At 59.8% G+C, this 26,989-nt stretch carries 25 protein-coding genes; 14 read left to right on the forward strand and 11 right to left on the reverse strand.

The window, feature by feature from the left end:
* Nucleotides 1–213: 213 nt before the first annotated feature.
* The 7 genes from folK to dksA form a co-directional block, all read right to left on the reverse strand.
* Nucleotides 214–702, reverse strand: a complete 489-nt coding sequence (gene folK / locus HX807_RS21600; protein ID WP_003212163.1) for a 2-amino-4-hydroxy-6-hydroxymethyldihydropteridine diphosphokinase — start codon at nt 700–702, stop codon at nt 214–216.
* A 4-nt stretch (nt 703–706) separates the two neighbouring features.
* Nucleotides 707–2,113 (reverse strand): polynucleotide adenylyltransferase PcnB, encoded by a 1,407-nt coding sequence (locus HX807_RS21605; RefSeq protein WP_003212161.1) that lies wholly within the window; start codon nt 2,111–2,113, stop codon nt 707–709.
* Between the two features lie 711 nt (nt 2,114–2,824).
* Nucleotides 2,825–4,264, reverse strand: a complete 1,440-nt coding sequence (locus tag HX807_RS21610) for a sigma-54 dependent transcriptional regulator (protein WP_003212159.1) — start codon at nt 4,262–4,264, stop codon at nt 2,825–2,827.
* A gap of 22 nt (nt 4,265–4,286) precedes the next feature.
* On the reverse strand, nt 4,287–7,241 hold the full coding sequence (locus tag HX807_RS21615) for a sensor histidine kinase (RefSeq protein WP_023659379.1): 2,955 nt from the start codon (nt 7,239–7,241) through the stop codon (nt 4,287–4,289).
* Nucleotides 7,225–7,401 carry a hypothetical protein gene (locus HX807_RS21620; protein WP_003176118.1) on the reverse strand — a complete coding sequence of 59 codons (177 nt, stop codon included), beginning with the start codon at nt 7,399–7,401 and terminating at the stop codon, nt 7,225–7,227. Before HX807_RS21620 ends, HX807_RS21615 begins: the two co-directional genes overlap by 17 nt.
* A gap of 62 nt (nt 7,402–7,463) precedes the next feature.
* Nucleotides 7,464–8,351 (reverse strand): tRNA glutamyl-Q(34) synthetase GluQRS, encoded by an 888-nt coding sequence (gene gluQRS, locus HX807_RS21625; RefSeq protein ID WP_177050991.1) that lies wholly within the window; start codon nt 8,349–8,351, stop codon nt 7,464–7,466.
* An 84-nt stretch (nt 8,352–8,435) separates the two neighbouring features.
* The gene (gene dksA / locus HX807_RS21630; RefSeq protein ID WP_003212154.1) at nt 8,436–8,870 is read right to left on the reverse strand and encodes an RNA polymerase-binding protein DksA; all 435 of its coding nucleotides are present in this window, start codon (nt 8,868–8,870) and stop codon (nt 8,436–8,438) included.
* A 321-nt stretch (nt 8,871–9,191) separates the two neighbouring features.
* Between dksA and HX807_RS21635 the strand changes: the two genes are divergently transcribed.
* Nucleotides 9,192–10,364, forward strand: coding sequence for a pyridoxal phosphate-dependent aminotransferase (locus HX807_RS21635; protein WP_102604513.1), 1,173 nt, complete (start codon nt 9,192–9,194; stop codon nt 10,362–10,364).
* Entirely contained in the window at nt 10,364–11,077 is a 714-nt protein-coding gene (sfsA, locus tag HX807_RS21640; protein ID WP_003212151.1) for a DNA/RNA nuclease SfsA, read from the forward strand. Before HX807_RS21635 ends, sfsA begins: the two co-directional genes overlap by 1 nt.
* On the opposite strand, the gene HX807_RS21645 is transcribed toward sfsA, so the two are convergent.
* Nucleotides 11,074–11,391 (reverse strand): Rieske (2Fe-2S) protein, encoded by a 318-nt coding sequence (locus HX807_RS21645; protein ID WP_003212149.1) that lies wholly within the window; start codon nt 11,389–11,391, stop codon nt 11,074–11,076. The genes sfsA and HX807_RS21645 overlap by 4 nt on opposite strands.
* A gap of 207 nt (nt 11,392–11,598) precedes the next feature.
* Here HX807_RS21645 and HX807_RS21650 point away from each other — a divergent pair, with 207 nt between their 5' ends.
* Genes HX807_RS21650 through HX807_RS21660 form a run of 3 tightly spaced genes read left to right on the forward strand, consistent with a single transcriptional unit; the run spans nt 11,599 to nt 14,278 of the window.
* Nucleotides 11,599–12,477, forward strand: a complete 879-nt coding sequence (locus HX807_RS21650; protein WP_177040627.1) for a hemin ABC transporter substrate-binding protein — start codon at nt 11,599–11,601, stop codon at nt 12,475–12,477.
* The gene (locus HX807_RS21655) at nt 12,474–13,511 is read left to right on the forward strand and encodes an iron ABC transporter permease (protein WP_003212144.1); all 1,038 of its coding nucleotides are present in this window, start codon (nt 12,474–12,476) and stop codon (nt 13,509–13,511) included. The genes HX807_RS21650 and HX807_RS21655 overlap by 4 nt, the downstream gene beginning before the upstream one ends.
* Nucleotides 13,511–14,278, forward strand: coding sequence for a heme ABC transporter ATP-binding protein (locus tag HX807_RS21660; protein WP_177050993.1), 768 nt, complete (start codon nt 13,511–13,513; stop codon nt 14,276–14,278). The genes HX807_RS21655 and HX807_RS21660 overlap by 1 nt, the downstream gene beginning before the upstream one ends.
* Before the next feature lie 249 nt (nt 14,279–14,527).
* Here the strand turns inward: HX807_RS21660 and HX807_RS21665 are convergent, their stop codons facing one another.
* The 3 genes from HX807_RS21665 to HX807_RS21675 all read right to left on the reverse strand — a co-directional run bounded on the left by HX807_RS21665 (nt 14,528) and on the right by HX807_RS21675 (nt 16,996).
* Complete coding sequence (locus tag HX807_RS21665; RefSeq protein WP_003212140.1) at nt 14,528–14,800, reverse strand: TfoX/Sxy family protein; 273 nt, start codon at nt 14,798–14,800, stop codon at nt 14,528–14,530.
* Nucleotides 14,801–15,000: 200 nt separating this feature from the next.
* Nucleotides 15,001–15,345, reverse strand: a complete 345-nt coding sequence (locus tag HX807_RS21670; protein WP_008436884.1) for a pentapeptide repeat-containing protein — start codon at nt 15,343–15,345, stop codon at nt 15,001–15,003.
* 94 nt (nt 15,346–15,439) lie between these two features.
* On the reverse strand, nt 15,440–16,996 hold the full coding sequence (locus HX807_RS21675) for a bifunctional aminoglycoside phosphotransferase/ATP-binding protein (RefSeq protein ID WP_003212136.1): 1,557 nt from the start codon (nt 16,994–16,996) through the stop codon (nt 15,440–15,442).
* 118 nt (nt 16,997–17,114) lie between these two features.
* On the opposite strand from HX807_RS21675, the gene mrcB reads away from it, so the two are divergent.
* The 9 genes from mrcB to msrQ all read left to right on the forward strand — a co-directional run bounded on the left by mrcB (nt 17,115) and on the right by msrQ (nt 26,941).
* Nucleotides 17,115–19,439 (forward strand): penicillin-binding protein 1B, encoded by a 2,325-nt coding sequence (mrcB, locus tag HX807_RS21680; RefSeq protein WP_102604517.1) that lies wholly within the window; start codon nt 17,115–17,117, stop codon nt 19,437–19,439.
* 16 nt (nt 19,440–19,455) lie between these two features.
* Complete coding sequence (locus HX807_RS21685; RefSeq protein ID WP_008436887.1) at nt 19,456–20,196, forward strand: M48 family metallopeptidase; 741 nt, start codon at nt 19,456–19,458, stop codon at nt 20,194–20,196.
* On the forward strand, nt 20,196–20,525 hold the full coding sequence (locus HX807_RS21690; protein WP_003212129.1) for a YqcC family protein: 330 nt from the start codon (nt 20,196–20,198) through the stop codon (nt 20,523–20,525). Before HX807_RS21685 ends, HX807_RS21690 begins: the two co-directional genes overlap by 1 nt.
* Before the next feature lie 431 nt (nt 20,526–20,956).
* Entirely contained in the window at nt 20,957–22,681 is a 1,725-nt protein-coding gene (locus HX807_RS21695) for an acetolactate synthase 3 large subunit (RefSeq protein ID WP_003212127.1), read from the forward strand.
* A gap of 2 nt (nt 22,682–22,683) precedes the next feature.
* Nucleotides 22,684–23,175 carry an acetolactate synthase small subunit gene (ilvN, locus tag HX807_RS21700; RefSeq protein ID WP_003176102.1) on the forward strand — a complete coding sequence of 164 codons (492 nt, stop codon included), beginning with the start codon at nt 22,684–22,686 and terminating at the stop codon, nt 23,173–23,175.
* A 50-nt stretch (nt 23,176–23,225) separates the two neighbouring features.
* Nucleotides 23,226–24,242: a ketol-acid reductoisomerase gene (gene ilvC / locus HX807_RS21705; protein ID WP_003212125.1), complete on the forward strand. Its 1,017-nt coding sequence runs from the start codon at nt 23,226–23,228 to the stop codon at nt 24,240–24,242.
* A gap of 144 nt (nt 24,243–24,386) precedes the next feature.
* Complete coding sequence (gene pssA / locus HX807_RS21710) at nt 24,387–25,244, forward strand: CDP-diacylglycerol--serine O-phosphatidyltransferase (RefSeq protein ID WP_003212123.1); 858 nt, start codon at nt 24,387–24,389, stop codon at nt 25,242–25,244.
* Nucleotides 25,245–25,307: 63 nt separating this feature from the next.
* On the forward strand, nt 25,308–26,321 hold the full coding sequence (msrP, locus tag HX807_RS21715) for a protein-methionine-sulfoxide reductase catalytic subunit MsrP (RefSeq protein ID WP_177050994.1): 1,014 nt from the start codon (nt 25,308–25,310) through the stop codon (nt 26,319–26,321).
* Nucleotides 26,321–26,941 (forward strand): protein-methionine-sulfoxide reductase heme-binding subunit MsrQ, encoded by a 621-nt coding sequence (gene msrQ / locus HX807_RS21720; RefSeq protein ID WP_102368092.1) that lies wholly within the window; start codon nt 26,321–26,323, stop codon nt 26,939–26,941. The genes msrP and msrQ overlap by 1 nt, the downstream gene beginning before the upstream one ends.
* Nucleotides 26,942–26,989 lie beyond the last annotated feature (48 nt).

The following is a 26,989-nucleotide window of genomic DNA, read 5'->3' on the forward strand; positions in this document are numbered from 1 at the left end:
GGACGCCTATAGTCGTGAGGAGGACTCTGGAAGTCAATTGGATGTGTTACCGCATTGTTACGGCGGTGGTGTTACCGCTGTTACTGATGCGATTCAGCAGTAAATGATGCGTAGTAAATGCAGGAGCGAGCTTGCTCGCGAAGGTCGTCAATGATGACGCGGGAAGCCTGGCGCCCAGCGGTGTTCTCAGGTTTTTCGCGAGCAAGCTCGCTCCTACAGGTTTGAAGGCAGGCGTTCCAGGCCGACAAACGGGCAGGCATCCAGCAGGTCGCCGAGCAGGCGGCCATCGGCCAGTTGCAGGCTGGCAGGGGCCAGTTCTGCCAGCGGGTAAAGCACGAACGCCCGCAGGTGCATTTGATAGTGCGGCACCTTCAGGCGTGGCTCATCGATCAGCCGGTCGCCAAACACCAGGATATCCAGGTCCAGGGTGCGCGGGCCCCAACGCTCAAGACGCTCGCGGCCCTGGTCATTCTCGATGGCTTGCAGCGCATCGAGCAGTTCCAGTGGTGCCAGGGCGCTGTCCAGGGCCGCGACCGCATTGGTATAGCGCGGCTGGCCCGGGAGCAGGGAATCACTTTGATAGAAGGCGGAGACGCCCGCCAGCGTGGTGTCCGGCAATTGCGCGAGGGCCTCGATGGCGTCGCGCAATTGTTGCTCAGGGGCAGCCAGGTTGCTGCCCATGCCGACGTAGATACGTTCCACGTGCTTACTCGCCCGACGCGCTCGATGAATCGCCAGCGCTGCGTTTGCGCTTGCTGCCACTGCTGCGGCGACGTTTTTTCGGACCATCGCCGGTGGCTTCGCCTTTGCTGCTGAGCTCTTTGATCATCTCGCGGCGCTGGCTGTCGTTGGCGTCCTGGTAGTCGGTCCACCATTCGCCCAGGCCGTCGGTCTGTTCGCCGGCGCTTTCGCGCAGCAGCAGGAAGTCATAGCCGGCACGGAAGCGCGGGTTGTCCAGCAGCAGATCGGCGCGTTTGCCGCTGCGGCGTGGCAGGCGCTCCTGCATGTCCCAGATCTCGCGGATCGGCATGGTGAAGCGTTTCGGGATAGCGATGCGCTGGCATTGCTCGGCGATCAGCTCGTGAGCGGCTTCCTGCATGGCCGGAATTGCCGGCATGCCACGGTCTTGCAAGCGCATGACGCGTTTTGGAAGCGCTGGCCACAACAGGGCGGCAAACAGGAACGCCGGGGTTACCGGTTTGTTCTGCTTGATGCGCAGGTCGGTGTTGATCAAGGCTTCGCTGATCAGCGTGTGGGTGTAGGTCGGGTTGTACTCCAGTGCTTCGGCGCTGGCCGGGAACAGTGGGTCGAACAACTGCAGGTCTACCAGCATTTCGAAGGTGTCGGCAGCATAGCCGGAGAGGAACAGCTTGAGCACCTCTTCGAACAACCGGGCCGAGGGAATTTCCCGCAGCATCGGCGCCAGGTCGCGAATCGGCGCGGCCGTGTGCTTCTCGATGCCGAAGTTCAGCTTGGCGGCGAAACGCACGGCCCGCAGCATGCGCACCGGGTCTTCCTGGTAGCGTTGCGTCGGGTCGCCGATCAGGCGCAGCAGGTTGTTGCGGATGTCGTGTACGCCATTGGCGTAATCGAGGATGCGCTCACTGACCGGATCGTAATACAGGGCATTGATGGTGAAGTCGCGGCGCTGCGCGTCTTCTTCCAGGGTGCCGTAGACGTTGTCCCGCAGGATGCGCCCGCTTTCGTTGCGGGAAGACTGGTTAGTGTCTTCTTCTTCATCGTTTTGCGGATGGTTGGCGCGGAAGGTCGCGACCTCGATGATCTCGCGACCAAAGTGGATGTGCACCAACTTGAAGCGCCGGCCGATGATCCGCGCATTGCGGAATTCGGCACGCACTTGTTCCGGCGTGGCGCTGGTGGCGACGTCGAAATCCTTGGGAGTGATATTGAGCAACATGTCGCGCACGCAACCGCCAACCAGGTAGGCCTGGTAGCCGGCGTTCTGCAAACGTTCGACGATGTTCACCGCATAACGGCTGAACTGGGCGCGTTGCAGCGAATGCTGGCTGCTATTGAGCACTTCAGGCGTGCTGCGTTTGTGTTGCGTACGACGCAAGGGAGAACGGAATGACTGGAACAACTTCTTCAGCATGGGATGCACTGTTTGAAGGAATGTTCGGCCATAACGAAGAATGACCGCATGATGGGCCGGGATTCTAGCATTTAGTCAGGGGATGGTGTAGGAACTAGCTGCAAGGCTTGAGCCAGAAGCTTAAAAGAAGGGTGGCAAGTGCCAAATCGCAGAAACTACAAGGGGAGCCGAAGCTCCCCCAGAAGTAGTTGCGTGCTCTATTTTTATTATTGGTTTCGGGCTTCTTGTTTTTGTTGATCGCCCTCGCCATGAAGCTTCACCTTCATGACACTCCCAATCGGGAGCCAAGAGCAAACGGATTGCTTTGGTCGCTGTGTTGCTGATCTACGATCCAACCAGTTCAGGCTCTGCCTTAGGGCAGTTTTTGTTGTTCTCGGCCTGGTTGCGGGGCAAGCCCCAAATGCAACGCCTCTCCAAAAGAATCAGTTAGCTGCGCCTCCGCCGTGTTGTTTTTGTTATGCGTGAGTCGATTCGTCTTATTTTTATTGTCTTGTACATTTGCTTGTTATTGTTTTTGTACTAAGCATATAGCAGGGTGCGTGCCAACTTTTGCGAGGCCCAGCAAAATAAGGGGTTCGGGGCGTTTTCAGGTTTTTTGAAGGCGAAAAAAAGCCGGGGCTTCGTTACCGTAAGCCCCGGCTTTTGTTACGTGAAAAATCAGCGGTAACAGTTTTTTCACATCTGAGGGTGTTACCTGTGGGGGCAACCCACTCAGCTTTCGCTGGCAACCCCGGTCTTGCGCCGCGGGATACCCAGGCGCTGGCGCCGTTCCCACAGGCATTTACGGCTGACGCCCAGTTTGCGCGCCAGTTCGGTCTCGGTCATGTGGTCCTGGTGCTCCAGCACGAAATGCTGGAAGTAATCTTCCAGTGACAAATCTTCTGTCGGCTCGTGGCTGTTATTACTGCCGCCACCTTGCTGCGGTGGCAAACCGATGAAGTCATCATCATCCAGGTCGCTGAGCTCGATATCGATCCCCAGCAGCTCGGCGGAAATTTCCGGGCTCTCCGACAGAATCACCGCACGCTCTACCGCGTTTTCCAGCTCCCGCACGTTACCCGGCCAGGAGTAGTGACGAATCGCCTGCTCGGCATCGGCAGCAAACTTCAGGTCGGTACGGTTGATTCGCGCACTCTGGCGCGCCAGGAAGGCCGTGGCGATTTCGTTGACGTCGGCGCCGCGCTCACGCAGGGCCGGCAGTTTGAGTGCGATCACGTGCAGACGGTAATAAAGGTCTTCACGGAACTGGCCAATCTTGGCCAGGCTCTTCAGGTCACGGTGAGTGGCCGCAATCAGTCGTACGTCGACCTTTTGCGACTGTACCGAACCGACGCGACGTATTTCGCCTTCCTGGAGTACCCGCAGCAAGCGTGCCTGGGCTTCCAGCGGCAGTTCGCCAATCTCGTCGAGGAACAGCGTGCCGCCGTCGGCGGCTTCAACCAAACCCGCACGGCCAGCACTGGCGCCGGTAAAGGCGCCTTTTTCATGGCCGAACAATTCGGATTCGATCAGGGATTCGGGGATCGCCGCGCAGTTCACCGAGATCATCGGTGCCTTGGCGCGCTTGGACAGGTTGTGCAGGGCACGGGCCACCAGTTCTTTACCGGTACCGGACTCGCCCTGGATCAGTACATTGGAGTCGGTTGGCGCCACTTTGCGGATCTTGCTGTACAGGTCCTGCATGGGTGGGCAGGAGCCGATGATGCCGATTTCGCCGTTACTGTTGTCAATACCGGGTTTTTCAGAACCATTGGCGGCCTTGCCCGCTGCCGGGCGTTCAGCCGGTGCGCTGCTGGCCGATTGACGGTCACGCAGGATGCGCGCTACGGCCTGGAGCATTTCGTCATGGTCGAAGGGCTTGGCGATGTAGTCCACCGCGCCCATCTTCATGGAGTCCACGGCCGAGCGCAGGCTGGCGTAGCTGGTCATGATCAGCACCGGAGTGCCTTGGCCGAGCTTGATCAGCTCGGTGCCGGGGGCGCCTGGCAAACGCAGGTCACTGACGATCAGGTCGAACGTGGGAATGCTGAAACGCTCTTGGGCTTCCTGCACCGAGCCGGCTTCGCTGACCTGGTACTGATTACGTTCAAGCAGGCGACGCAAGGCAGAGCGGATAATGGTTTCGTCTTCGACGATCAAAATGTGCGGCATTGATTCAACTCTCTCGACGGTCTCAGTTCACAGCGGACGTCGCTTCGACATGACGCGGCAAGGTCACCCGAATACGGGTGCCGCGTTGGCTTTCGGTGTCAGCCGGGCTGTCGATGGTGATTTGTCCATAATGCTCTTCAACGATGGAATAGACCAGTGCAAGGCCCAGACCGGTACCTTCACCCGGATCCTTGGTGGTGAAGAAGGGTTCGAACAATCGATCCATGATGTTCTGTGGAATGCCGCTGCCTTCGTCCTCGACGATCAGATCGACCGTGTGCTCGAAAGCCTCGCTCTTGACCCGTACTGCGCTGCCGGCCGGCGATGCGTCGCGGGCGTTGGACAGCAGGTTGATCAGCACTTGGGCCAGGCGTTGTGAATCACCGTCGACCCAGTGTTCCGGGTCGCACAGGTTGAAGAACTGTACTTCGAAATTGCGCCGGTTCAAGGCCAGCAGCCCAATGGCATCCTGGGCCACTTCGGCCAGGCACACCGCTTCGTCGTGATTCTGATGGGCGCCCGCGTGGGCAAAGCTCATCAGCGACTGCACGATGCGCGAAACACGCTTGGTCTGCTCGAGAATCTGCCCGCTGATTTCGATGATTTCGCCGTCTTCTTCGCGCTCTTCCCGCAGGTTTTGCGCGAGGCAGGCGATACCGGTGATCGGATTGCCGATTTCATGGGCCACACCCGCGGCCAGGCGCCCGATGCTGGCCAGGCGCTCGGAGTGCACCAGCTTGTCTTCGAGCATCTGGGTTTCGGTCAGGTCTTCCACCAGCAGCACCAGGCCGCTGTTGCCGGGCGCCAGTGGCTCGTCGATGGCGGCCTTGTGCAGGTTGAGCCAGCGGGTCTGGCCATCCAGCGCCAGGTGCTGTTTGTGCAAGTGTTCGTCGGGCAGGTTGATGAAGCCCTGGAGCAATTCTTTCCACGGGTCGCCAATGGTGTTCAGGCGCGAGCCCACCACACGTTGGGCGGCGATGCCGGTAAGCTCTTCCATGGCCTTGTTCCACATCAGGATCTCTTGATCCTTGGCCAGGGAGCAGACGCCCATCGGCAATTCCTGCAACGTCTGGCGGTGATAGCGGCGCAGGGCGTCGAGTTCGGCGGCAAGGCCGGTGAGGCGGGAGTGGTAATCCTCCAGGCGGCTCTCGATGAAGTGGATGTCTTCGGTCACGTAGTTTTCGCCGCCGGCCTTGTAGGGCAGGAAGGTCTCGACCATGTCCTGGGACACGCTCGGGCCCATCAGGCCGGAAAGGTTGGCTTCGATACGGTCCCGCAGGCGGCGCAGGGCATAAGGCCGGCGCTCGTCGAACGGCAAGTAGAGATCGCGCAGGGCCTGCTCGACTTCCTTTTGTGCGGCCTTGGCGCCCAGCGGCTTGGCCAGTTGCGTGGCGAATTCCTGGGGTGAGGCCGCGTGCAGTTCGCGGCGTTGCGGGCGACGGACGTTGTCCACTGCGCAGGCTTCGGCAGCGCTGGTTTCTTCGGGGCTGGCGTTGGTGAACAGCGAGATCAGGGTGAACATCAGCACGTTGGCCGCCAGCGAGGCAATTGCCGCCATGTGCCAACTGGTGTCATCCAGCACGTAGATCATGTTCAGCAGCGGGATGTAGAAGCCCTGCAGGTTGCCCACCAGCGGCAGCAGCATGGTCACGGTCCATACCAGGATCCCGGCGAGCAAACCGGCGATAAAGCCTCGGCGGTTGGCGGTCGGCCAGTACAGCACCGACAGCACGCCCGGCAGGAACTGCAAGGTGGCAACGAAGGCAACGATGCCCAGGTTGGCCAGGTCCTGTTCTGCACCCAGCAACAGGTAGAAGCCATAGCCGGCCATGATGATCGCGACGATCAGGGCCCGGCGGGTCCATTTCAGCCAGCGGTAGATATTGCCTTCGGCCGGCGGCTGGTAGAGCGGCAGCACCAGGTGATTCAGCGCCATCCCCGACAGCGCCAGGGTACTGACGATGATCAGCCCGCTGGAGGCCGATAATCCGCCGACATAGGCCAGCAATGCGAGGGATTTGCTGTTGGCTGCAATGCCCACGCCCAGCGTGAAGTATTCGGGATTGGTGGTGGCGCCAAGTTTCAGGCCGGCCCACAGGATCAGCGGCACCGCCAGGCTCATCAACAGCAGGAACAGCGGCAAGCCCCAGCTGGCGCTGACCAGCGAGCGCGGGTTGAGGTTTTCGGTGAAGGTCATGTGGTACATGTGCGGCATCACAATCGCCGAGGCGAAGAACACCAAAAGCAGCGTGCGCCATGGGCCTTCCTGCAACGGCGTGTGCAGTGCGGCCAGGGCGGTCTGGTTTTGCAGCAGCCACAGTTCCAGCTGTTGCGGGCCGTCGAATACGCCATACAACGCGTACAGACCGACGCCGCCGATGGCGATCAGCTTGATCACCGATTCAAACGCGATCGCAAACACCAGTCCTTCATGTTTTTCACGGGTGGCGATATGCCGTGAGCCGAAGAAAATCGTGAACAGAGTGATCAGTGCGCAGAAGCTCAATGCCACGCGGTGTTGCACCGGTTCGCGGGTGAGGATGCTGATGGAGTCGGCCACGGCCTGGATCTGCAATGCCAGCAACGGCAGCACGCCGATCAGCATGAAAATCGTGGTCAGTGCACCGGCCCAGGTACTGCGAAAACGGAACGCAAACAGGTCGGCCAGGGACGACAACTGATAGGTGCGGGTGATTTTCAGGATCGGATACAACAGCACCGGCGCCAGCAAAAACGCGCCGGACACCCCGAGATAACTCGAAAGAAAGCCGTATCCATACTGATAGGCCAGGCCCACGGTGCCATAAAACGCCCAGGCACTCGCGTACACGCCCAACGACAAGGTGTAGGTCAACGGATGGCGAATGATCGCCCGTGGAATCATCCCGCGCTCACTGATCCAGGCTACCCCGAACAACGCGGCCAGGTAGGCGGCGCTGATCAGCAGCATCTCGGTCAGGCTAAAGCTCATCGGCATCTTTTTGGCTCTGCAGGATGAAAGTCACGACGATCAGAATCAGCCAAAGCAGATAGGGCCGGTACCAGGCGCCTGTGGCGTCGATCCACCAATCCATGATGGCGGGAGAAAACAGGTAGATCCCGACGACCAGCAGCAGGACCAATCGATAGATATACATGTTGGCCTCTGATTGAAAAACTGCGGCGATGGTAACGGATGGCTCGCAAGCTGCAAGCGCCTTCAGCGCAATTGCGCTTCGGCCAGCGTGAGTGTGCGCGGGATCTGTGTGGCATCCCAGTGTTGAATGCCCCAATCCAGCAGTTCCCGTGGGCTGGCGTGGTGCAGTTCGTCGCCCGCCGGCTGGCCCAGGGCGCGCAGTGCTCTTAACAGCAAAGGCGTGGCCTGGTCAGTGGTCAAGGGCGGTGAGCGGTAGGATTTGCCCAGCTTGTTACCGTCCGGCTGGATGATCAGCGGCACATGCAGGTAACGCGGTTGGCGCAGGCCCAGCAATTCTTGCAGATACAGTTGGCGTGGCGTGGAGTCGAGCAGGTCGGCGCCACGCACGATGTCGGTCACACCTTGCCAGGCATCATCGAGGACTACCGCCAATTGGTAGGCATACAGGCCGTCGCGACGGCGGATGATGAAGTCGCCTACGTCGCGACCCAGATGCTGTCGGAATTCGCCTTGTACGCGGTCGGTAAAGTGGTACTCCAACTCCGGCACCCGCAGACGAATGGCAGAATCTTGCTGGTCATGCCCGGCATTGCGGCACAGGCCGGGATAAATCCCGTTGTAGGGTTCCAGTTGTTTGCGCGAACAGGTGCAGGCGTAGGCCAGGCCGTGATTGAACAGGCGGTTGAGCACTTCGGCGTAGGCATCGTGCCGCTCGCTTTGTCGGACCAACTCCCCGTCCCATTCAAAACCATAGCGTTCCAGGGCATTCAGGATGGCGGCCTGGGCGCCGGGCTCTTCCCGTGGCGGGTCGAGGTCTTCCATGCGCATCAGCCAGCGGCCTTGGTTGGCACGGGCGTCGAGGTAGGAGGCGAGGGCGGCGACCAGGGAACCGAAGTGCAGGTGTCCGCTGGGCGTGGGGGCGAAACGCCCGATATAGGAGGAGGCTGTCATGGGCCGGATATTACTGGAAAACCAGCAAACGCCAGAAACAAAAATGGGGCGTTCGCACGCCCCATTTGTTCAGCCCGGCAATGATTACTTGCCGACCTGTTTTTCCTTGATTTCAGCCAAGGTCTTGCAGTCCACGCACAGGTCGGCGGTAGGACGCGCTTCCAGGCGGCGAATACCAATCTCGACGCCGCAGGACTCGCACCAGCCGTACTCTTCGTCTTCGATGAGTTGCAGGGTCTTGTCGATCTTCTTGATCAGCTTGCGCTCGCGATCACGGGCGCGCAGTTCAAGGGCGAACTCTTCTTCCTGGCTGGCACGGTCTGCCGGGTCCGGGAAGTTGGCCGCTTCGTCCTTCATATGGTCAACGGTACGGTCAACCTCTTGCATCAAGTCCTGTTTCCACTGCTTCAGGATCTTGGAGAAGTGTTCGCGCATGGGCTTGCCCATGTATTCCTCACCCTTCGCCTCGACGTAGGGTTGGAAGCCGCTGATGCTCTGTTGCTTTGCTTGGGTGGGCATGAATGGACCGCCTCTCACTCTTCTAATCCATTGCGCAGGATTGCAACATCACCGACACCTGCCGGCCCTGCGGCTGCAAGCGGGCGAACTTACCAGATAGATTCGGGGTGCGCCACTCCCGGTTGTCGAGGCACCGTCTCCTTTGGCTTGCAAACCGCCGCAGGCCCCAGCAGGGCGGGCTTGTACGGTCTCGAATGTTGATTTTAGCTGTTTTGCAGGTAGTTGCTTGCCGTGCTTGCTACATGTCTTGGGGCAATAGAGCAGGTTTTGCGCGGCGGGTTGGGTAGAATCGGGGTTTGTCCTCAGAGTTAAGGAAGGCTAATGGCTCAGCCCTACAGTGCGCGCAGCCGCGCTATCGAACCTTTCCATGTCATGGCGTTGCTGGCGCGGGCCAATGAATTGCAGGCCGCCGGTCACGACGTGATTCACCTGGAAATCGGCGAGCCGGACTTCACCACCGCCGAACCCATCATCAAGGCCGGGCAGGCGGCGCTGGCCAATGGCAAGACCCGCTATACCGCGGCCCGCGGGCTACCGGAGTTGCGGCAAGCCATCAGCGGTTTCTACCAGCAGCGCTACGGGTTGAGCATCGATCCCGAGCGAATTCTGATTACACCCGGCGGCTCGGGAGCCTTGTTGCTGGCGAGCAGCCTGCTGGTGGACCCCGGCAAGCACTGGCTGCTGGCAGACCCAGGCTACCCCTGCAACCGCCACTTCCTGCGGCTGGTGGAGGGCGCGGCCCAACTGGTCCCGGTCGGCCCCGAGGTGCGTTATCAACTGACCGCCGACCTGGTGGCGCGCCATTGGAATCAGGACAGCGTGGGCGCGTTGGTCGCGTCGCCTGCCAACCCTACTGGCACCATCCTGACGCGGGACGAGTTGGCGGGGTTGTCGAGCGCCATCAAGGCGCGCAATGGGCATTTGGTGGTGGATGAGATCTACCACGGCCTGACCTATGGCACCGATGCCGCCAGCGTGCTGGAAGTCGACGATGAAGCCTTCGTTCTAAATAGTTTTTCGAAGTATTTCGGAATGACCGGCTGGCGCCTGGGCTGGCTGGTGGCGCCGCCTGCTGCGGTGGGTGAGCTGGAGAAGCTGGCGCAGAATCTCTACATCAGCGCGCCGAGCATGGCCCAGCATGCGGCCCTGGCCTGCTTTACCCCGCAAACATTGAACATTCTTGAAGACCGCCGGGCCGAGTTTGGCCGGCGTCGCGACTTCCTGCTGCCAGCCCTGCGCGAGTTGGGTTTCGGTATTGCCGTGGAGCCGGAAGGCGCGTTCTACCTGTATGCCGATATCAGCGCATTCGGCGGCGATGCCTTCGCGTTCTGCCGGCACTTCCTCGAAACCGAGCACGTTGCGTTCACGCCGGGCCTGGATTTCGGCCGTTATCAAGCCGGTCACCATGTGCGTTTTGCCTACACGCAAAACCTTGATCGCCTACAGCAAGCCGTTGAACGGATTGCCCGCGGCCTGCGGAGTTGGCAAGGCTGATGCGCTTTAATCCTCCCCTTGAAGAAGGCCGGCTGATCCGCCGCTACAAGCGTTTTCTCGCGGATATCGAAACCGTTACCGGCGAGTTGTTGACCATTCACTGCCCGAACACCGGCTCGATGTTCAACTGCATGGTGGAAGGTGGCCAGGTCTGGTTCAGCCGCTCCAATGACCCCAAGCGCAAGCTGCCAGGCACCTGGGAAATCAGCGAAACCCCACAAGGGCGCCTGGCGTGTGTGAACACGGCGCGGGCCAATCAGTTGGTTGAAGAAGCGCTGCGCGCGGGGGTTATCACCGAGCTCAATGGCTTTACTGCCTTGAAACGCGAAGTCGCCTACGGCCAGGAAAACAGCAGGATCGATTTCCGCCTGGACTACCCGGCGGGCGCGGCATATGTCGAAGTCAAAAGCGTCACCCTCGGGTTTGACGGGACCTCGACGGCGGCGTTTCCCGATGCCGTGACCCAGCGCGGTGCCAAGCATCTGCGTGAGCTGGCGCATCTGGCGCGTGAGGGTGTACGGGCAGTGCAGTTGTACTGCGTCAACCTCTCGGGGATCGATGCGGTGCGTCCTGCCGAAGAAATTGATGCCGGTTATGCGGCAGCGTTGCGTGAGGCCAAGGCGGCGGGCGTCGAGGTGCTGGCCTATGGCGTGCGAGTGACGTCAGAGGAAATCTGCGTCGATCGCCGGCTGGAAGTATTGCTCGGCGACTAGAGTTGTACCCACAGGCCTTGTTCGTCCTCGCGGCCGGGCAGGGCTGTCAGGCTCTGGCCGGCGCAAGGGCCGGCGACGCACTCACCGCTTTCGATCAGGAACAGCGCGCCATGGGTGGCGCACTGGATCAGGCTGGCGCTGGGGTCGAGAAACTGGTGCGGCTGCCATTCCAGCGGCACCCCGCGATGTGGGCAGCGGTTGATATAGAAGTAGGCAATGCCTTCGCGGCGCACGGCAAACAGCTTGCGGCCGTCGATATCGAAACCGAGGCTGGCGTTGGGTGCGAGTTCGCTGGAGGCGCAGAGAAACTTCATATCGATCCTTAAGTGCCGCCGTTTGCGGGCTGCAAGGCTATCCTGGTTTTTGCCGCAGAGCCCGGTGCTTGACGTGCAAATGCAAACAATTATCAAATGCCGGCTTCGCCCGTAAGCTGACTGGGCGCTCTGTACGATGTCGGGCAGCCTTGATCTGTCACATTGCGAGTGTTTCAGCGGGCTCACCCCTTGGAAGGAAACCCTTTTATGCGCCTGAGTGCCAGTGCTATCGCGCTCGTTGTCGGACTGCTGGTCAACGCTGGGGCCCAGGCCTCTGAACTGCCACAACGCTGGGTCAGCGCCGGTGGTGCGTTGTCGGAATGGGTGACGGCCCTGGGCGGTGAGTCAAAGCTGGTGGGCGTGGATACCACCAGCCAGCATCCGGAATCCCTCAAGGCGTTGCCGAGCATTGGTTACCAGCGTCAGTTGTCGGCGGAAGGCATTCTGAGCCTGCGCCCGCAAATCCTGGTGGGCACCGAGGAAATGGGACCGCCACCGGTGTTGGCGCAAATCCGCAATGCCGGTGTGAAAGTGGAGCTGTTTTCAGCTGAGCCGGATCTGCCGACGCTGCAGGGCAACCTTCAGCATTTGGGCAAGCTGCTGGGTAACGAAGCGAAGGCTGCAGAACTGTTCAGTGACTATCAGCAACAACTTGACCACCAAAAGAACTGGGTGGCCAAGGCCCAGGCCACTCAAAAGGCGCCTGGAGTGCTGTTGCTGCTGGGACATGCCGGCGGCAAACCGCTGATTGCGGGCAAAGACACGGCGGCTGACTGGATGTTGCAGCAGGCCGGCGGCCACAACCTGGCGACCCACGATGGTTACAAGCCGTTTTCCGTAGAGTCGCTGGCGGGGCTCAATCCTGAGGTGCTGGTGTTTGCCGATCGCGCTTTGACCGGGGATGCGGCCCGCGCCGCGTTGTTCAAGGAAAACCCGATCCTGGCTTCGACGCCAGCGGCCAAGAATGGACGCGTCTATGAGTTGGACCCAACGCTGCTGGTGGGTGGGCTTGGGCCGCGCTTGCCGCAAAGCCTGGTGAGGCTGTCTGCCGGGTTCTATCCGTCTCAGGCTAATACCGCCCCATGACCACTCTGGTTAAACCGCGAACCCTGTTTATCGGCTTGAGTCTGCTGTGTGTATTGGCGATCTGGTTGTCATTGGCCCTGGGGCCGGTGAGTCTGCCGTTAATGGACACACTGCGGGCAGCCTTACGCTTGATGGGTGTGCCAATCGAGGCCCAAGGCCTGGAGCAGGCGGAGTTGATCCTCGGGCAGATTCGCCTGCCGCGTACGTTGCTGGGATTGGCCGTCGGTGGGGTTCTGGCACTTTCCGGCGTTGCAATGCAGGGGCTGTTTCGCAACCCCTTGGCTGATCCCGGGTTGGTCGGGGTTTCCAGCGGTGCGGCGTTGGGCGCGGCGATTGCGATTGTCGGTGGTTCGTTTTTTGGCGGTTTGCCGGATGCACTCGGGCCTTATCTGCTGTCGTTGTGTGCCTTCCTCGGCGGTTTGGGGGTAACAGCGCTGGTCTATCGCCTGGGGCGGCGCAACGGCCAAACCAACGTCGCGACCATGTTGCTGGCGGGTATCGCCCTGACGGCGCTCGCCAGTTCGGCGGTGGGCCTGTTCACCTACCTGGCAGATGACGCTACCTTGCGCACCCTGACGTTCTGGAACCTGGGCAGCCTGAATGGCGCCAGCTACTCGCGCTTATGGCCGCTGCTGCTGGTCAGCGCCGGCGTAGCACTGTGGCTGCCGCGCCGGGCCAAGGCGCTGAATGCACTCCTGCTGGGTGAGTCGGAAGCCAGTCACTTGGGCATTGATGTTGAAGGCCTCAAGCGCGAACTGGTGTTCTGCACCGCGCTGGGCGTGGGCGCGGCCGTGGCGGCTGCGGGGATGATCGGCTTTGTCGGGCTGGTGGTGCCGCATCTGGTACGCCTGCTGGCGGGGCCGGATCATCGGGTGCTGCTGCCAGCCTCGGTGCTGGCGGGGGCGAGTTTGCTGTTGTTTGCCGATCTGGTGGCGCGCCTGGCCTTGGCGCCGGCGGAATTACCGATCGGCATTGTTACCGCGTTTATCGGTGCGCCGTTTTTCCTCTACCTGTTGTTACGAGGGCGCGCCTGATGCTGCGAGTAGAAGACCTGCAGATCCGCCGTGGGCGCAAAACTGTGCTGGCGGACATCACCCTGGACCTGCTGCCAGGAGAAGTGCTCGGCGTATTGGGCCCCAACGGCGCGGGAAAAAGTACATTGCTCGGTGCGTTATGCGGCGAGTTGCAGCCCGACCAAGGCCGTGTGTGGCTGGATCAGCGTGAGTTGAAAGACTGGGGCGGAGCGCAGCGTGCCCAGCGCCTGGCGGTGTTGCCGCAGACCTCGACCCTGGACTTTGCCTTTCGCGTCGAAGAGGTGGTGGGCATGGGGCGCTTGCCTCATCAGACGGGCCGGGTGCGTGACGATGAAATCATCAATGCTGCCTTGCAGGCTGCCGACGTCGGCCACTTGAGCGGGCGCAGCTATCTGGCGTTGTCGGGCGGCGAGCGGCAGCGTGTGCACCTCGCACGGGTGCTGGCGCAGCTATGGCCGGGTGAAGCGGGGCAGACCTTGTTGCTGGATGAGCCGACATCAATGCTTGACCCGCTGCACCAGCACACCACCTTGCAGGCGATCCGGCGCTTTGCCGACCGTGGCGCGGCGGTGCTGGTGATCCTTCACGACCTGAACCTGGCGGCGCGCTACTGTGATCGCATCCTGTTACTGGAGGATGGCCGGCCCCATGCGTTGGACACACCGGCACAGGTGTTGCGGCCTGAGCCGCTGAGGGCGGTATTCGGGCTGGATGTGTTGGTGCAGCCGCATCCGGAGCGCGGCCATCCGTTGATCATTGCCCGCTGAAAATCGCCGCAGTTTTTTATGGGCAAAAAAAGACCCGGCAAGAGCCGGGTCAAATAACCGTGATTAGCCTGATGAGGAGATAATCTGAGAGTCCGAACCAATGGTCTTTCAGTTATCGGCTGATCTCGCGACCAGTTGTGATAATCATAACGATTCTCATTTGAGAGTCAACATTTGTTTTTGCGGCCTCTTCGAATTTCCTCAAACTTCTGCTTGGAATCCCCGTAAACGCGGGTGCAAGTTGGCGTCTCAATTCTTTTGGCGTGCGGTCAGAGCGTCCAATTGACGATTTAAAGCTTCCTTGCGTTCAACGGGAATGTCATTCCAGTGCACATCCATCAGCGCGCCTTCAATGGCATACAACAACACTTTGGATGCCCTGAAACCGCGGGTGCGTACGGCACGGTACGCGTCGACTGCCCCCAGGCGGCGTAGGTCGGACGCACTGTGGATGCCCACCGCATGCAGCCATTGCGCCGACGTCTTGCCAAGGTTTTTCAGGTGTTGCAGCTCATCATTCATCAAGCCTCCTTGCGACGGCCGAATGGTTCGGTGGGTATCGTGACCAGGCAAGCCTGAAAGGAGTGTAGCGCTCAGTAGGAAAAGCGTAGTTCTTTGGTCGGCAACGACCTAAAAGCTTCTAAGGCAGGCGGGGGTTTTAGCGTAGGAAAGGGTCAAGCCCCCGGTACGCCCTGTGCGTAGCCGGGAGCCGATGTAGCGGTTTAGCGAGTGCGGTAGCGCAGGCGTGTGCCGAAATTGACGGACATCAGGATCTCATCGGCGCTTAACTCAGGGGGGAAATAAGTGCCGGAGATCTGGGCATGCGCCAGGCTCGCGCCTTCCAGTGGGCAGTCGCGCAAATCCAGGCCGCGCAAGTCGGCGGAGCGGAAATAAGCGTCGGTGAAATCCACGCCCTCGGCATTCAGGTCGCGCAGGTCCAGGCCGCGAAAGTCGCCACCGCGCATATCGATGGTGCCGTCTTTCGGACGCTCCTGGTTGAAGCCGCGGATATCATCTTTATGCAGAAGCGCGTACAGCGGGGTATCAAGTAGCTTCGGCTGGCTCACAATGGCGACTCCCGTGTTGGAATTATGGCGCCATTATAGTGCCACTATTTCTCGGCCGTGAGCCCCGGAAGGCTGCACGACCAAGAAATATTTCTTACAGCCCCGGCAGGCGCTGGCGAATATGTGCCACCAATGCGTCCAGGGTCCCGCTTTCATTGGTCTCCACGCGCTTGCTGAGCAGCAACTCCTCGGCGCTGAGCGGGTCACGGGTGGCCTGCTGTTCTTCGATGATGGCCAGGGTGGCGTCGGAAGGGTCGTTCTTGTCCGCCTGACGTTGTGCCAGCCAAGCGGCGATTACCGCCTGTGGCGCATTGCAGTCAAGGATCAGGAATGGCGCGCCGGTGGCCTCGGCGATCTTGGCCGCCGCGTCGCGTTGTTCTCGCTTGAGGAAGGTCGCGTCCAATACCACCGGGAAACCGGCGCGCAGTACGGTGTCGGCGATTTCGTTCAGGCGCGCGTAGGTCGCGGCGCTGGCGTCTGCGGCGTAGATCCCGGCCTGCGGCGTGTTCTCGACCTTCTGCTCGCCGAACAGGCGCTTGCGCTCTACGTCCGAACGCAGGCGAATCGCCCCCAATGCTTCTACGAGGCGCATGGATACATGGCTTTTGCCAACGGCCGATACGCCATGGGTGATGGCCAGGAAGCGCGATGGGATGGTGCTGTAGCTTTCTGCCAGGTTGGCGTAGTTGCGGTACTGGCGCAGGGTGGTAGCGCGCTGCACCGCGTCCGCCTCGGAAGGCATGCTGAACAGCGCGATCTTCGCGCGTACCAGCGCGCGGTAGGCTTTATAGAAGTTCAGTACTTCCAGGCCTTGATAGTCGCCGGTCAGCTCCAGGTACTGGCTGATGAAGCGTCGTGCCAGGCTCTTGAGGCCGCGGTCTTCCAGGTCCATCGCCAAAAAGCCGGTGTCGGCATACACGTCGGTGAAGCGGAACGGCTCGTTGAACTCGATGCAGTCGAAGATGACCACGTGGCCATCAATCATCGTGGCGTTGCCCAGGTGGATATCACCGTGGCATTCACGGGTGAAGCCATTGAGCTTGCGTTGTTCAAACAGCGGTTTGAGACGCTCGAAACTGCTTTCGGCCCAGGCCTGCAAGGCGTCCAGTTGTGCCAGGTCGGCCTTGTCGCTGAGGAACGGACGGATCTGCTCGAAGTTCTGCAGCACCGGTGCCATGACATCGTGCGGCGTGCCAGCAGAGTTAGTGGCCGGCACTTTCGGGGCATTCAGGTGAAAATGCGCGATCTGCCTGGCCATTTCGTCGATGTGCGCGCTGGTCAGTTCGCCGTTGGCCTGCAGAGTGCTGAGCAGTTGGCTTTGCGGGAACTGGCGCATTTTCAGCATGTAGTCGACCACCGGACCGTCGCCGCCCAACTGCGGTGCCTCGGCGCTGCCGGTGATCGGCAACACTTCAAGATACAAATCATCGGTCAGGCGCTGGTTGAGGCGCAGCTCTTCATTGCAGAAGTGGCCGCGGGCTTGCAGGGTGGTGAAATCGAGGAAACCGAAATTCACCGGCTTCTTCATCTTGTAAGCATAGGGCCCAGTGAGCAGGACCCAGGAAATATGGGTCTCGATGACTTGGAACTGATCCACCGGATGGGGAAACAGGGCCGGGTTTTGCAGGGCAGCAATCAGGGACTGGCTCACGGGCGATCCTTCAGAGTCTGGGAAAATTCATGGCGGGCATTATGGCTCCTACAGGCGGTCGTGCAAACCGCTGTCCGGCTCATGTTGGTCATCAATAAAGTGCGTATAATCCGCCGCCATGACTCGTACCCGATCTCCCCGTTCCCGTAAAAAACCTCCTTCCCGCGGCCTGCGCCCTTGGCTGGGCTGGGCGCTTAAGCTCAGCCTGGTAGGGCTTGTCGTGATCGCCGGCTTCGCGGTTTACCTCGATGCCGTGGTCCAGGAGAAGTTCTCCGGCAAGCGCTGGACCATTCCGGCCAAGGTCTACGCGCGCCCGCTGGAACTGTTCAGCGGCCAGAAGCTGAGCAAGGATGACTTCCTTACCGAGCTCGATGCCCTGGGCTATCGCCGCGAACCCGTGAGCAATGGCCCCGGCGCCGCTGCCGTCAGCGGCAACACGGTTGACTTGAACACCCGCGGCTTCCAGTTCTATGAAGGCCTGGAAAAACCCCAGCCGGTGCGCGTGCGTTTCTCTGGCGACTACGTAGCCGAACTGTCCTCGCTCAACGGCTCGAAGTTGCCGGTGGTGCGCCTGGAACCCTTAATGATCGGTGGGATTTATCCGAAAAACCTGGAAGACCGCATCCTGATCAAGATCGATCAGGTGCCGCCTTACCTGCTGGATACTCTGATCGCCGTCGAAGACCGGGATTTCTACAGCCACTGGGGCGTATCACCGAAGTCCATCGCGCGCGCCATCTGGGTCAACACCTCGGGCGGCAAGATGACCCAGGGCGGCAGTACGCTGACACAGCAATTGGTCAAGAACTTCTACCTGACCAACGAGCGCAGCCTGACCCGCAAGCTGACCGAAGCCATGATGGCGATGCTGCTGGAGCTGCACTACAGCAAGCAGGAAATTCTTGAGGCGTACCTCAATGAAGTATTCGTTGGCCAGGACGGTCAGCGTGCCGTCCACGGTTTTGGTCTGGCCAGCCAGTTCTTCTTCGGCCAGCCGTTGTCCGAGCTGAAGTTGCACCAGGTGGCGCTGCTGGTGGGCATGGTCAAGGGGCCGTCCTACTACAACCCGCGTCGCAACCCGGAGCGGGCGCTGGAGCGCCGTAACCTGGTGCTGGATGTACTTGAGCAGCAAGGTGTCGCCACCCCTGAACAAGTGGCCGCCGCGAAGAAAATGCCACTGGGTGTAACCACCCGCGGCAAGCTCGCCGACAGCTCCTTCCCGGGCTTTATCGACCTGGTCAAACGCCAACTGCGTGAAGACTACCGCGACGAAGACTTGACCGAAGAAGGCCTGCGGATCTTCACCAGTTTCGACCCGATCCTGCAGATGAAGGCCGAAGCGTCGGTCAATGACACCTTCAAACGCCTGACAGGTCGTAAAGGCTCTGACGACGTCGAGGCTGCGATGGTGGTGACCAACCCGGAAACCGGCGAAGTCCAGGCCATGATCGGCAGTCGCCAGGCCAGCTTTGCCGGGTTCAACCGGGCGCTGGACGCGGTGCGGCCGATTGGCTCGCTGGTCAAGCCGGCGGTGTACCTGACCGCGCTGGAAAAACCGAGCAAGTACACGCTGACCAGTTGGCTGTCCGATGACCCGCTGTCGGTCAAAGGGGCTGATGGCCAGATGTGGACGCCGCATAACTTTGATCGTCGCTCCCACGGTACGATTTTCCTGTACCAGGGCTTGGCGCATTCCTACAACATCTCGACTTCCCGCCTCGGCCTTGAACTGGGCGTGCCGAACGTGCTCAAGACGCTCGGCCGGTTGGGCATCACTCGTGAGTTCCCGGCGTTCCCATCGATGCTGTTGGGTGCGGGTGCGATGAGCCCGATGGAAGTGGCGACCATGTACCAGACCCTGGCCAACGGTGGCTTCAATACGCCGATGCGTGGGATCCGGAGCGTGTTGACGGCCGAAGGCGAACCGCTCAAGCGTTATCCGTTCCAGATTCAGCAACGCTTTGACCCGGCCTCGATCTACCTCATCCAGAACGCCATGCAGCGCGTGATGCGCGAAGGTACCGGGCGCTCGGCCTACAACGTGCTGCCGGCCAACCTGACACTGGCTGGCAAGAGCGGTACCAGTAACGATTCGCGGGACAGCTGGTTCGCAGGGTTCAGCCAGGACCTGCTGGCAGTGGTTTGGCTGGGGCGTGATGACAACGGCAAGACGCCGTTTACCGGTGCCACCGGCGCGTTGCAGGTATGGACCAGTTTCATGAAAAAGGCCGATCCACTGCCGCTGAACATGCCGCAGCCGGACAATATCGTCCAGGCCTGGATCGATCCGCACACCGGCCAGGGTTCCGATGCCAACTGTCCGGGCGCGGTGCAGATGCCGTATATTCGCGGCAGCGAGCCACCACCCGGTGCAGCGTGCGGAGCCAGTGCGCCCGCCAGTGCTGAATCGGTGATGGATTGGGTCAAGGGCTGGATGAATTAAGCAAAGAGGGTTTCACGTGAACAAGTTGTTGATTCCAGCTATTACAGTTTTGGCATTGCTCGGTGGTTGCGCCAGCGTGGAGCGGGGCTCTATTCCGGTGGTGGACTCCAGTACAACGGTGTCCAACAACGACCGGATCTCGGCCAACGGCGGCTTCCGCCAAACCGTTACCAACCGCCCTGCCCAGGCCCGGCCCCAGGCGCAAGCCGTGCCTCAGGACTCTGGTGTAGTGGTGATGATCCCGGGTGGCGGCGCTGCCACCTCGGCTCCGATCAGTACTCAACCATGGACCCCAGGCCCAAGTACATCGGGCCCGATCGATGCCACGCCGATTCAAACGGCACCGATCAACCAGGGCACCTACAACATGCCGTCGACGCCGAGTGGAATTCCTTCCGCCAGCAGTGCCGGCGGTCTGTCAGCCGATGAGCAGTTGGATGGCCCGGTGCTGGCGTTGCTCACCACTGCCCAACAGCAGCAGTCGGGTGGCGATTTGAACGGCGCATCGTCGAGCCTCGAGCGCGCCCAGCGCGTGGCACCGCGTGAACCGCAAGTGCTATACCGCCTGGCTCAGGTTCGCATGGCCCAGGGCGATGCCCCGCAAGCAGAACAATTTGCCCGTCGCGGCCTGACCCTGGCCAATGGCCGTCCAGACCTGCAGGCCAGCCTGTGGAGCTTGATCGGTGATGCCCGCGAGAAGCAAGGCGATGCTGCCGGCGCCGCCCAGGCTCGGCAAAAAGCCAAGGTAAGCCTCTGATGGATGCACGCTTTCCGGCGATTGCCGAACAGTTGTTGTTGATCGAGCGTGAACTGCGCTTGCAGGGCTGGTGGGACGAAGTGTCCCCCAGTGCTGAAGCCTTGAGCAGTGTTGAGCCTTTTTCCGTCGACACGCTGGACTTTCACCAGTGGCTGCAATGGATTTTCCTGACACGGATGAAGCAAATCCTCGAACAGGACCTGCCATTGCCCAATGCGTCGGGGATTCTGGAGATGGCCGAGATGGTTTACGCCGATCGGCCACTTGAGAGCCTTGGCCTGCGGACTGCGCTGAAAAAGTTCGATCAACTGATCGTCGACGCTCGTTAATTGCCTGGCTGCCGGTTTTTCCGGCAGTCTTGCGCATATTTCTACCGCTTTGCGCCATTCAGGCGAGTTTTATCCCTCCTCAAGCCCCTTTCTTCTACGTTCTCATGCGCTTAGTTGGAAAAAAGCGCAATTATTGCTTGACTTGGAGGGGCTGAAACAGAAGAATCCAAAGTCCGCTGTAGAGGGACTGCCAGAAGCAGACCCACTCAGCAGATCATGAGGCGCATACCCGCGCCGACCTGTTACACCCGCAACGCGTTACCTCGCGCTGGGTGGGAAAATCCCGCAACACTTGGGACGCTCCCAATACTTGCTCAGTCAGTGCTGACGTAGTCGGCGACCACCGTCGCTCATGCTCTGCTGAGAAGTAAACCTATTAAGACCCGTCGGTTTTTAACGGACGGTATTCTGGCGTTTTAGAGGTGAACAACGTGGAGCTTTTATCTGGCGGTGAGATGCTCGTCCGCTTTTTGCGTGACGAAGGCGTCGACTATATCTACGGGTACCCAGGTGGTGCTCTGCTGCATGTCTACGACGCACTGTTCAAGGAACCGGCTGTTACCCACATCCTGGTTCGGCACGAACAAGCTGCTACCCATATGGCTGACGGTTACGCCCGTGCCACCGGTAAAGCCGGTGTGGTACTGGTGACTTCCGGCCCTGGCGCGACCAATGCCATTACCGGCATCGCGACGGCCTATATGGACTCCATCCCGATGGTGATCATTTCTGGCCAGGTGGCGAGCACCATGGTCGGTACCGATGCATTCCAGGAAACCGACATGATCGGTATTTCCCGGCCGATCGTGAAACACAGCTTCATGATCAAGCATGCCTCGGAAATCCCGGAAGTCATGAAGAAGGCGTTCTACCTCGCACAGTCCGGTCGCCCGGGTCCTGTAGTGGTCGATATCCCGAAAGACATGACCAACCCGGCGGAAAAATTCGAATACATCTTCCCGAAGAAAGCCAAGCTGCGTTCCTACAGCCCGGCCGTTCGCGGGCACTCGGGGCAAATCCGCAAGGCGGCAGAAATGCTGTTGGCGGCCAAGCGTCCGGTGCTCTATTCGGGTGGTGGGGTGATTCTGGGCGGCGGTTCTGCACCGCTGACCGAGCTGGCCAAGATGCTCAACCTGCCAGTCACCAACACCTTGATGGGCCTCGGCGCGTTCCCGGGTTCGGACCGTCAGTTCGTCGGCATGCTCGGCATGCACGGCAGCTACACCGCCAACCTGGCCATGCACCATGCTGACGTGATCCTCGCCGTCGGTGCGCGGTTCGATGACCGGGTGATCAATGGTGCGAGCAAGTTCTGCCCGAATGCCAAGATCATCCACATCGATATCGACCCGGCATCCATCTCCAAGACCATCAAGGCCGACGTGCCTATCGTAGGTCCTGTGGAAAGCGTGCTGACCGAAATGGTCGCTGCGCTGAAGGAAATCGGCGAAGCCCCGAACAAGGACTCCGTTGCCAGCTGGTGGAAGCAGATCGACGAGTGGCGCGGTGATCGCGGCCTGTTCCCTTACGACAAGGGTGATGGCAGCGTCATCAAGCCACAGACCGTGATCGAAACCCTGTGCGAAGTGACCAAAGGCGATGCCTTTGTGACCTCCGACGTGGGCCAGCACCAGATGTTCGCGGCGCAGTACTACAAGTTCGACAAGCCTAACCGCTGGATCAACTCCGGTGGCCTGGGCACGATGGGCTTTGGTTTCCCTGCGGCCATGGGTGTGAAGCTGAGCTTTCCGGATACTGACGTTGCGTGCGTCACCGGCGAAGGCAGTATCCAGATGAACATCCAGGAACTGTCGACCTGCCTGCAATATGGCTTGCCGGTGAAGATCGTCTGCCTGAACAACGGTGTACTGGGCATGGTTCGCCAGTGGCAGGACATGAGCTACGGCAGCCGTCACTCCCATTCCTACATGGAGTCTCTGCCTGACTTCGTCAAATTGGTTGAAGCCTATGGCCATGTCGGCATGCGCATCACCGATCTGAAGGATTTGAAGCCGATGATGGAAGAGGCGTTCGCCATGAAGGACCGCCTGGTGTTCCTCGATATTCAGGTCGACACCAGCGAGCACGTCTACCCGATGCAGATCAAAGACGGCTCCATGCGCGATATGTGGCTGAACAAGACGGAGCGTACCTAATCATGCGGCACATTATCTCCCTGCTTCTGGAGAACGAACCGGGCGCTCTGTCACGTGTGGTCGGACTGTTTTCGCAACGCAACTACAACATCGAAAGCCTGACGGTGGCGCCGACCGAAGACCCGACCTTGTCGCGTCTGACGTTGACCACCGTTGGCCATGATGAGGTGATCGAGCAGATTACCAAAAACCTCAACAAGCTGATCGAAGTGGTCAAGCTGGTCGACTTGTCGGAGAGTGCCCACATCGAGCGTGAGCTGATGCTGGTCAAGGTCAAGGCCACGGGTGCACAGCGGGCCGAGATCAAGCGCACTACCGACATTTATCGCGGGCAGATCGTCGATGTGAGCGCCAGCGTTTATACCGTTCAACTGACCGGTACAAGCGACAAGCTGGACAGCTTCATCCAGTCGATCGGGACGGCCTCGATTCTGGAAACTGTACGCAGTGGCGTCACCGGGATTGCTCGTGGCGACAAAGTACTCAGCATCTAACTCAAATTTAGCGAATGGCCTTAAACGGCCTGGATATATAGAGGAACCTCATGAAAGTTTATTACGATAAAGATTGTGACCTGTCGATCATCCAGGGCAAAAAAGTCGCCATCATCGGCTACGGTTCCCAGGGCCACGCCCAAGCGTGCAACCTGAAAGATTCCGGCGTTGACGTGACCGTTGGCCTGCGCAAAGGCTCGGCCACTGTTGCCAAGGCTGAAGCCCACGGCCTGAAAGTGACTGACGTTGCTTCTGCTGTTGCTGCTGCCGACCTGGTCATGATCCTGACCCCGGACGAGTTCCAGTCCGCGCTGTACAAGAACGAAATCGAGCCGAACATCAAGAAGGGCGCCACCCTGGCCTTCTCCCACGGCTTCGCGATCCACTACAACCAGGTTGTGCCGCGCGCCGACCTCGACGTGATCATGATCGCGCCGAAAGCACCGGGCCACACCGTGCGCTCCGAGTTCGTCAAAGGCGGCGGTATCCCTGACCTGATCGCGATCTACCAGGACGCCTCGGGCAACGCCAAGAACGTCGCACTGTCCTACGCTGCTGGCGTGGGTGGCGGTCGTACCGGCATCATCGAAACCACCTTCAAGGACGAGACTGAAACCGACCTGTTCGGCGAACAGGCCGTTCTGTGTGGCGGTACCGTTGAACTGGTCAAGGCCGGTTTCGAAACTCTGGTTGAAGCTGGCTACGCGCCAGAAATGGCCTATTTCGAATGCCTGCACGAACTGAAGCTGATCGTTGACCTCATGTACGAAGGCGGTATCGCCAACATGAACTACTCGATCTCCAACAACGCCGAATACGGCGAGTACGTGACTGGCCCGGAAGTGATCAACGCCGAGTCCCGTCAGGCCATGCGCAACGCCCTGAAACGTATTCAGGACGGCGAATACGCCAAAATGTTCATCAGCGAAGGTGCAACCGGCTACCCTTCGATGACCGCCAAGCGTCGTAACAACGCCGCTCACGGTATCGAGATCATCGGCGAGCAACTGCGCTCCATGATGCCGTGGATCGGTGCCAACAAGATCGTCGACAAAGCCAAAAACTAAGTCGTACGGATCAAGGGAAAACGCGGCTTAGGCCGCGTTTTTTCGTTTGCGGGGCAGGTTCTGGTATAAAGCTGCATCGTTTGCGGGCGAACACTCGCCGCAAGTTTCTGTCGAAATTTTTCACACCGTTGCAAGGTAAAGTCCATGAGCGAACGTCCCGAAGAGCCAAACCAGGCCTCTGACGCCGAAAGCCTGCTACCGATCGATGAACATGTCGAAGAAGGGCACGATGCTGAAGGCCGTAAAGTCCGGCATCGTGGCATCTATCTTCTGCCCAATCTGTTCACCACTGCGAACCTGTTCGCGGGGTTCTACTCCATCATCAATTCCATGAGTGCCCAGAGTGCGTTGGCGGCCGGCGATGCGGCCGGGGCCAGCAAGTACTTTGGTTTTGCCGCGATAGCGATCTTCGTCGCCATGGTCCTTGATGGCCTGGATGGCCGGGTTGCGCGGATGACCAACACCCAGAGTGCCTTCGGCGCCGAGTATGACTCGCTGTCGGACATGGTTGCCTTCGGTGTGGCGCCGGCGTTGCTCGCATTTGCCTGGGCGCTGGGTGATATGGGCAAGGTTGGCTGGATGGTTGCCTTCATCTATGTGGCGGGCGCGGCATTGCGTCTGGCGCGCTTTAATACCCAGGTGGGGACTGCCGACAAGCGCTACTTCATTGGCCTGGCCAGTCCGGCTGCGGCGGGTGTGGTAGCCGGTATTGTCTGGGCATTCAGCGACTACGGTATCCAGGGTTCCAAGATGTCGTTCCTGGTGGCCTTGATGGTTGCGGCGGCCGGCATGCTGATGGTCAGCAATATCAAGTACAACAGCTTCAAGGAGCTGGATCTCAAAGGGCGTGTGCCGTTTGTGGCTATCCTGGCAGTGGTGCTGGTGTTTGCCGTGGTCTTCAGTGATCCGCCGCGAATCCTGCTGCTGGCTTTCCTTGTGTATGCCGCGTCCGGCCCGGTGCAGTACCTTCTGCATCTTCGTCAGCGCAAAACGTTGCCTTAATGTAATTTCCCCCATACTCCGCAGTCTATTGGTGCATCTGTCCTCCAAAGCTGCGGAGTTGCCATGTTAATCAAGTTTCCCAAAGCGTCTGATTGCCAAGAATCGGATGTCACGCCTGAATCCCTCTATTTCTCTCGCCGCAGCTTGCTCGGTGGTGCGCTTGCCGGCCTGGCTGCCAGCAGCCTGCCGCGTTGGGCCAGTGCGGATGATGCGGCACGTTATGCCGATGTCGAGCCGGGCAATGCACCTGGCTGGTTTGCCGAAAAGCTCCCGGGTACCAAATGGCAGGCGATTACCGTCAAGGACGAGGCCATCACCCCTTTCAAGGACGCAACCCACTACAACAACTTCTATGAGTTCGGTACGGATAAGGGCGACCCTGCAGCCAATGCCGGGTCTCTGAAGACTGAGCCGTGGAGTTTGGTGATAGATGGTGAGGTCGCCAAACCTGGGCGCTATGCGCTTGAAGACTTCATGAAGCCCTATCAGTTGGAAGAGCGAATCTATCGACTGCGCTGTGTAGAGGCCTGGTCGATGGTCATTCCGTGGATAGGGTTCCCTATATCGGAACTGCTCAAGCACGTCGAGCCGACCTCGAACGCCAAGTACATTCGTTTTGAAACCCTGCAGGACCCCAAGAGCATGCCGGGGCAGCGGTCCAACTTCGCCTTGATCGACTGGCCTTATGTAGAAGGGCTGCGATTGGATGAGGCGATGAATCCCCTGGCGATCCTTGCGGTGGGCATGTATGGGCGGGAGCTGCCGAACCAGAACGGCGCGCCGTTGCGGTTGGTGGTGCCGTGGAAGTACGGATTCAAGAGCGTCAAGTCGATCGTGCGCATCAGCCTGGTCAGCGAGCAGCCGAAAACCACCTGGCAAAGTATTGCCGCGAGTGAGTATGGGTTTTACGCAAATGTGAATCCTACCGTCGACCATCCGCGTTGGACCCAGGCGCGGGAGCGGCGGTTGCCCAGCGGGCTGTTCAGTCCCAATGTGCGTGAGACACAAATGTTCAACGGCTACGCCGATGAAGTCGCTTCTCTTTATACGGGCCTCGATCTGCGGAAGAACTATTGATGCGCTATCCGATCTGGCGCATCGGCGTCTTTATAGCAGCGGCGGTGTGGCCGCTGTTCTGGCTGTACGAGGCCTGGAGCTTTGCGCTGGGACCTGACCCGGGCAAGGTGCTGATGGATCGGCTCGGGCTTGGCACCTTGATTCTGTTGTTAATAACCCTGGGTATGACACCGTTGCAGAAGCTCAGTGGTTGGGCGGGGTGGATCGCCGTGCGACGGCAACTGGGATTGTGGTGCTTTGCCTATGTGGTTTTGCATCTTGCTGCTTACTGCGTGTTTATCCTTGGGTTGGATTGGTCGCAGTTGGGGGTTGAGCTACGGAAGCGGCCTTACATTATTGTGGGTACCTTGGGATTCCTTTCTCTATTGGTGCTGGCAGTCACCTCCAACCGATACAGCCAGCGTCGCCTTGGTGTGCGCTGGAAGAAACTGCATCGTTTGGTTTACGTGATTCTCGGGCTTGGTTTGCTGCATATGCTGTGGATCGTGCGGGCAGATCTCAAGGAGTGGGCTATCTATGCATCTATAGGGGCGCTGCTTCTGGTCCTGCGTATACCGCCGGTGATGCGCCGAATTCCCCGTCTTATTGCTAAAAAACCATCTTCTGCAACAAAAGCGTAATTAACCCTTGACGGCAGATTCTGGAAGTCTATAATTCGCCCCACTTCC

It is taken from the genome of Pseudomonas sp. D8002, assembly GCF_013385695.1.
In the GTDB taxonomy this organism is placed as follows: Bacteria; Pseudomonadota; Gammaproteobacteria; order Pseudomonadales; family Pseudomonadaceae; genus Aquipseudomonas.

Bases quoted from the DNA above. Each gene is read 5' to 3' on its own strand.
- HX807_RS21605 (WP_003212161.1), bottom strand. From the start codon at position 2,113: ATGCTGAAGAAGTTGTTCCAGTCATTCCGTTCTCCCTTGCGTCGTACG.
- HX807_RS21610 (WP_003212159.1), bottom strand. From the start codon at position 4,264: ATGCCGCACATTTTGATCGTCGAAGACGAAACCATTATCCGCTCTGCC.
- HX807_RS21615 (WP_023659379.1), bottom strand. From the start codon at position 7,241: ATGCCGATGAGCTTTAGCCTGACCGAGATGCTGCTGATCAGCGCCGCC.
- HX807_RS21620 (WP_003176118.1), bottom strand. From the start codon at position 7,401: ATGTATATCTATCGATTGGTCCTGCTGCTGGTCGTCGGGATCTACCTG.
- gluQRS (WP_177050991.1), bottom strand. From the start codon at position 8,351: ATGACAGCCTCCTCCTATATCGGGCGTTTCGCCCCCACGCCCAGCGGA.
- dksA (WP_003212154.1), bottom strand. From the start codon at position 8,870: ATGCCCACCCAAGCAAAGCAACAGAGCATCAGCGGCTTCCAACCCTAC.
- HX807_RS21635 (WP_102604513.1), top strand. From the start codon at position 9,192: ATGGCTCAGCCCTACAGTGCGCGCAGCCGCGCTATCGAACCTTTCCAT.
- sfsA (WP_003212151.1), top strand. From the start codon at position 10,364: ATGCGCTTTAATCCTCCCCTTGAAGAAGGCCGGCTGATCCGCCGCTAC.
- HX807_RS21645 (WP_003212149.1), bottom strand. From the start codon at position 11,391: ATGAAGTTTCTCTGCGCCTCCAGCGAACTCGCACCCAACGCCAGCCTC.
- HX807_RS21650 (WP_177040627.1), top strand. From the start codon at position 11,599: ATGCGCCTGAGTGCCAGTGCTATCGCGCTCGTTGTCGGACTGCTGGTC.
- HX807_RS21655 (WP_003212144.1), top strand. From the start codon at position 12,474: ATGACCACTCTGGTTAAACCGCGAACCCTGTTTATCGGCTTGAGTCTG.
- HX807_RS21660 (WP_177050993.1), top strand. From the start codon at position 13,511: ATGCTGCGAGTAGAAGACCTGCAGATCCGCCGTGGGCGCAAAACTGTG.
- HX807_RS21665 (WP_003212140.1), bottom strand. From the start codon at position 14,800: ATGAATGATGAGCTGCAACACCTGAAAAACCTTGGCAAGACGTCGGCG.
- mrcB (WP_102604517.1), top strand. From the start codon at position 17,115: ATGACTCGTACCCGATCTCCCCGTTCCCGTAAAAAACCTCCTTCCCGC.
- HX807_RS21690 (WP_003212129.1), top strand. From the start codon at position 20,196: ATGGATGCACGCTTTCCGGCGATTGCCGAACAGTTGTTGTTGATCGAG.
- ilvN (WP_003176102.1), top strand. From the start codon at position 22,684: ATGCGGCACATTATCTCCCTGCTTCTGGAGAACGAACCGGGCGCTCTG.
- ilvC (WP_003212125.1), top strand. From the start codon at position 23,226: ATGAAAGTTTATTACGATAAAGATTGTGACCTGTCGATCATCCAGGGC.
- pssA (WP_003212123.1), top strand. From the start codon at position 24,387: ATGAGCGAACGTCCCGAAGAGCCAAACCAGGCCTCTGACGCCGAAAGC.
- msrP (WP_177050994.1), top strand. From the start codon at position 25,308: ATGTTAATCAAGTTTCCCAAAGCGTCTGATTGCCAAGAATCGGATGTC.
- msrQ (WP_102368092.1), top strand. From the start codon at position 26,321: ATGCGCTATCCGATCTGGCGCATCGGCGTCTTTATAGCAGCGGCGGTG.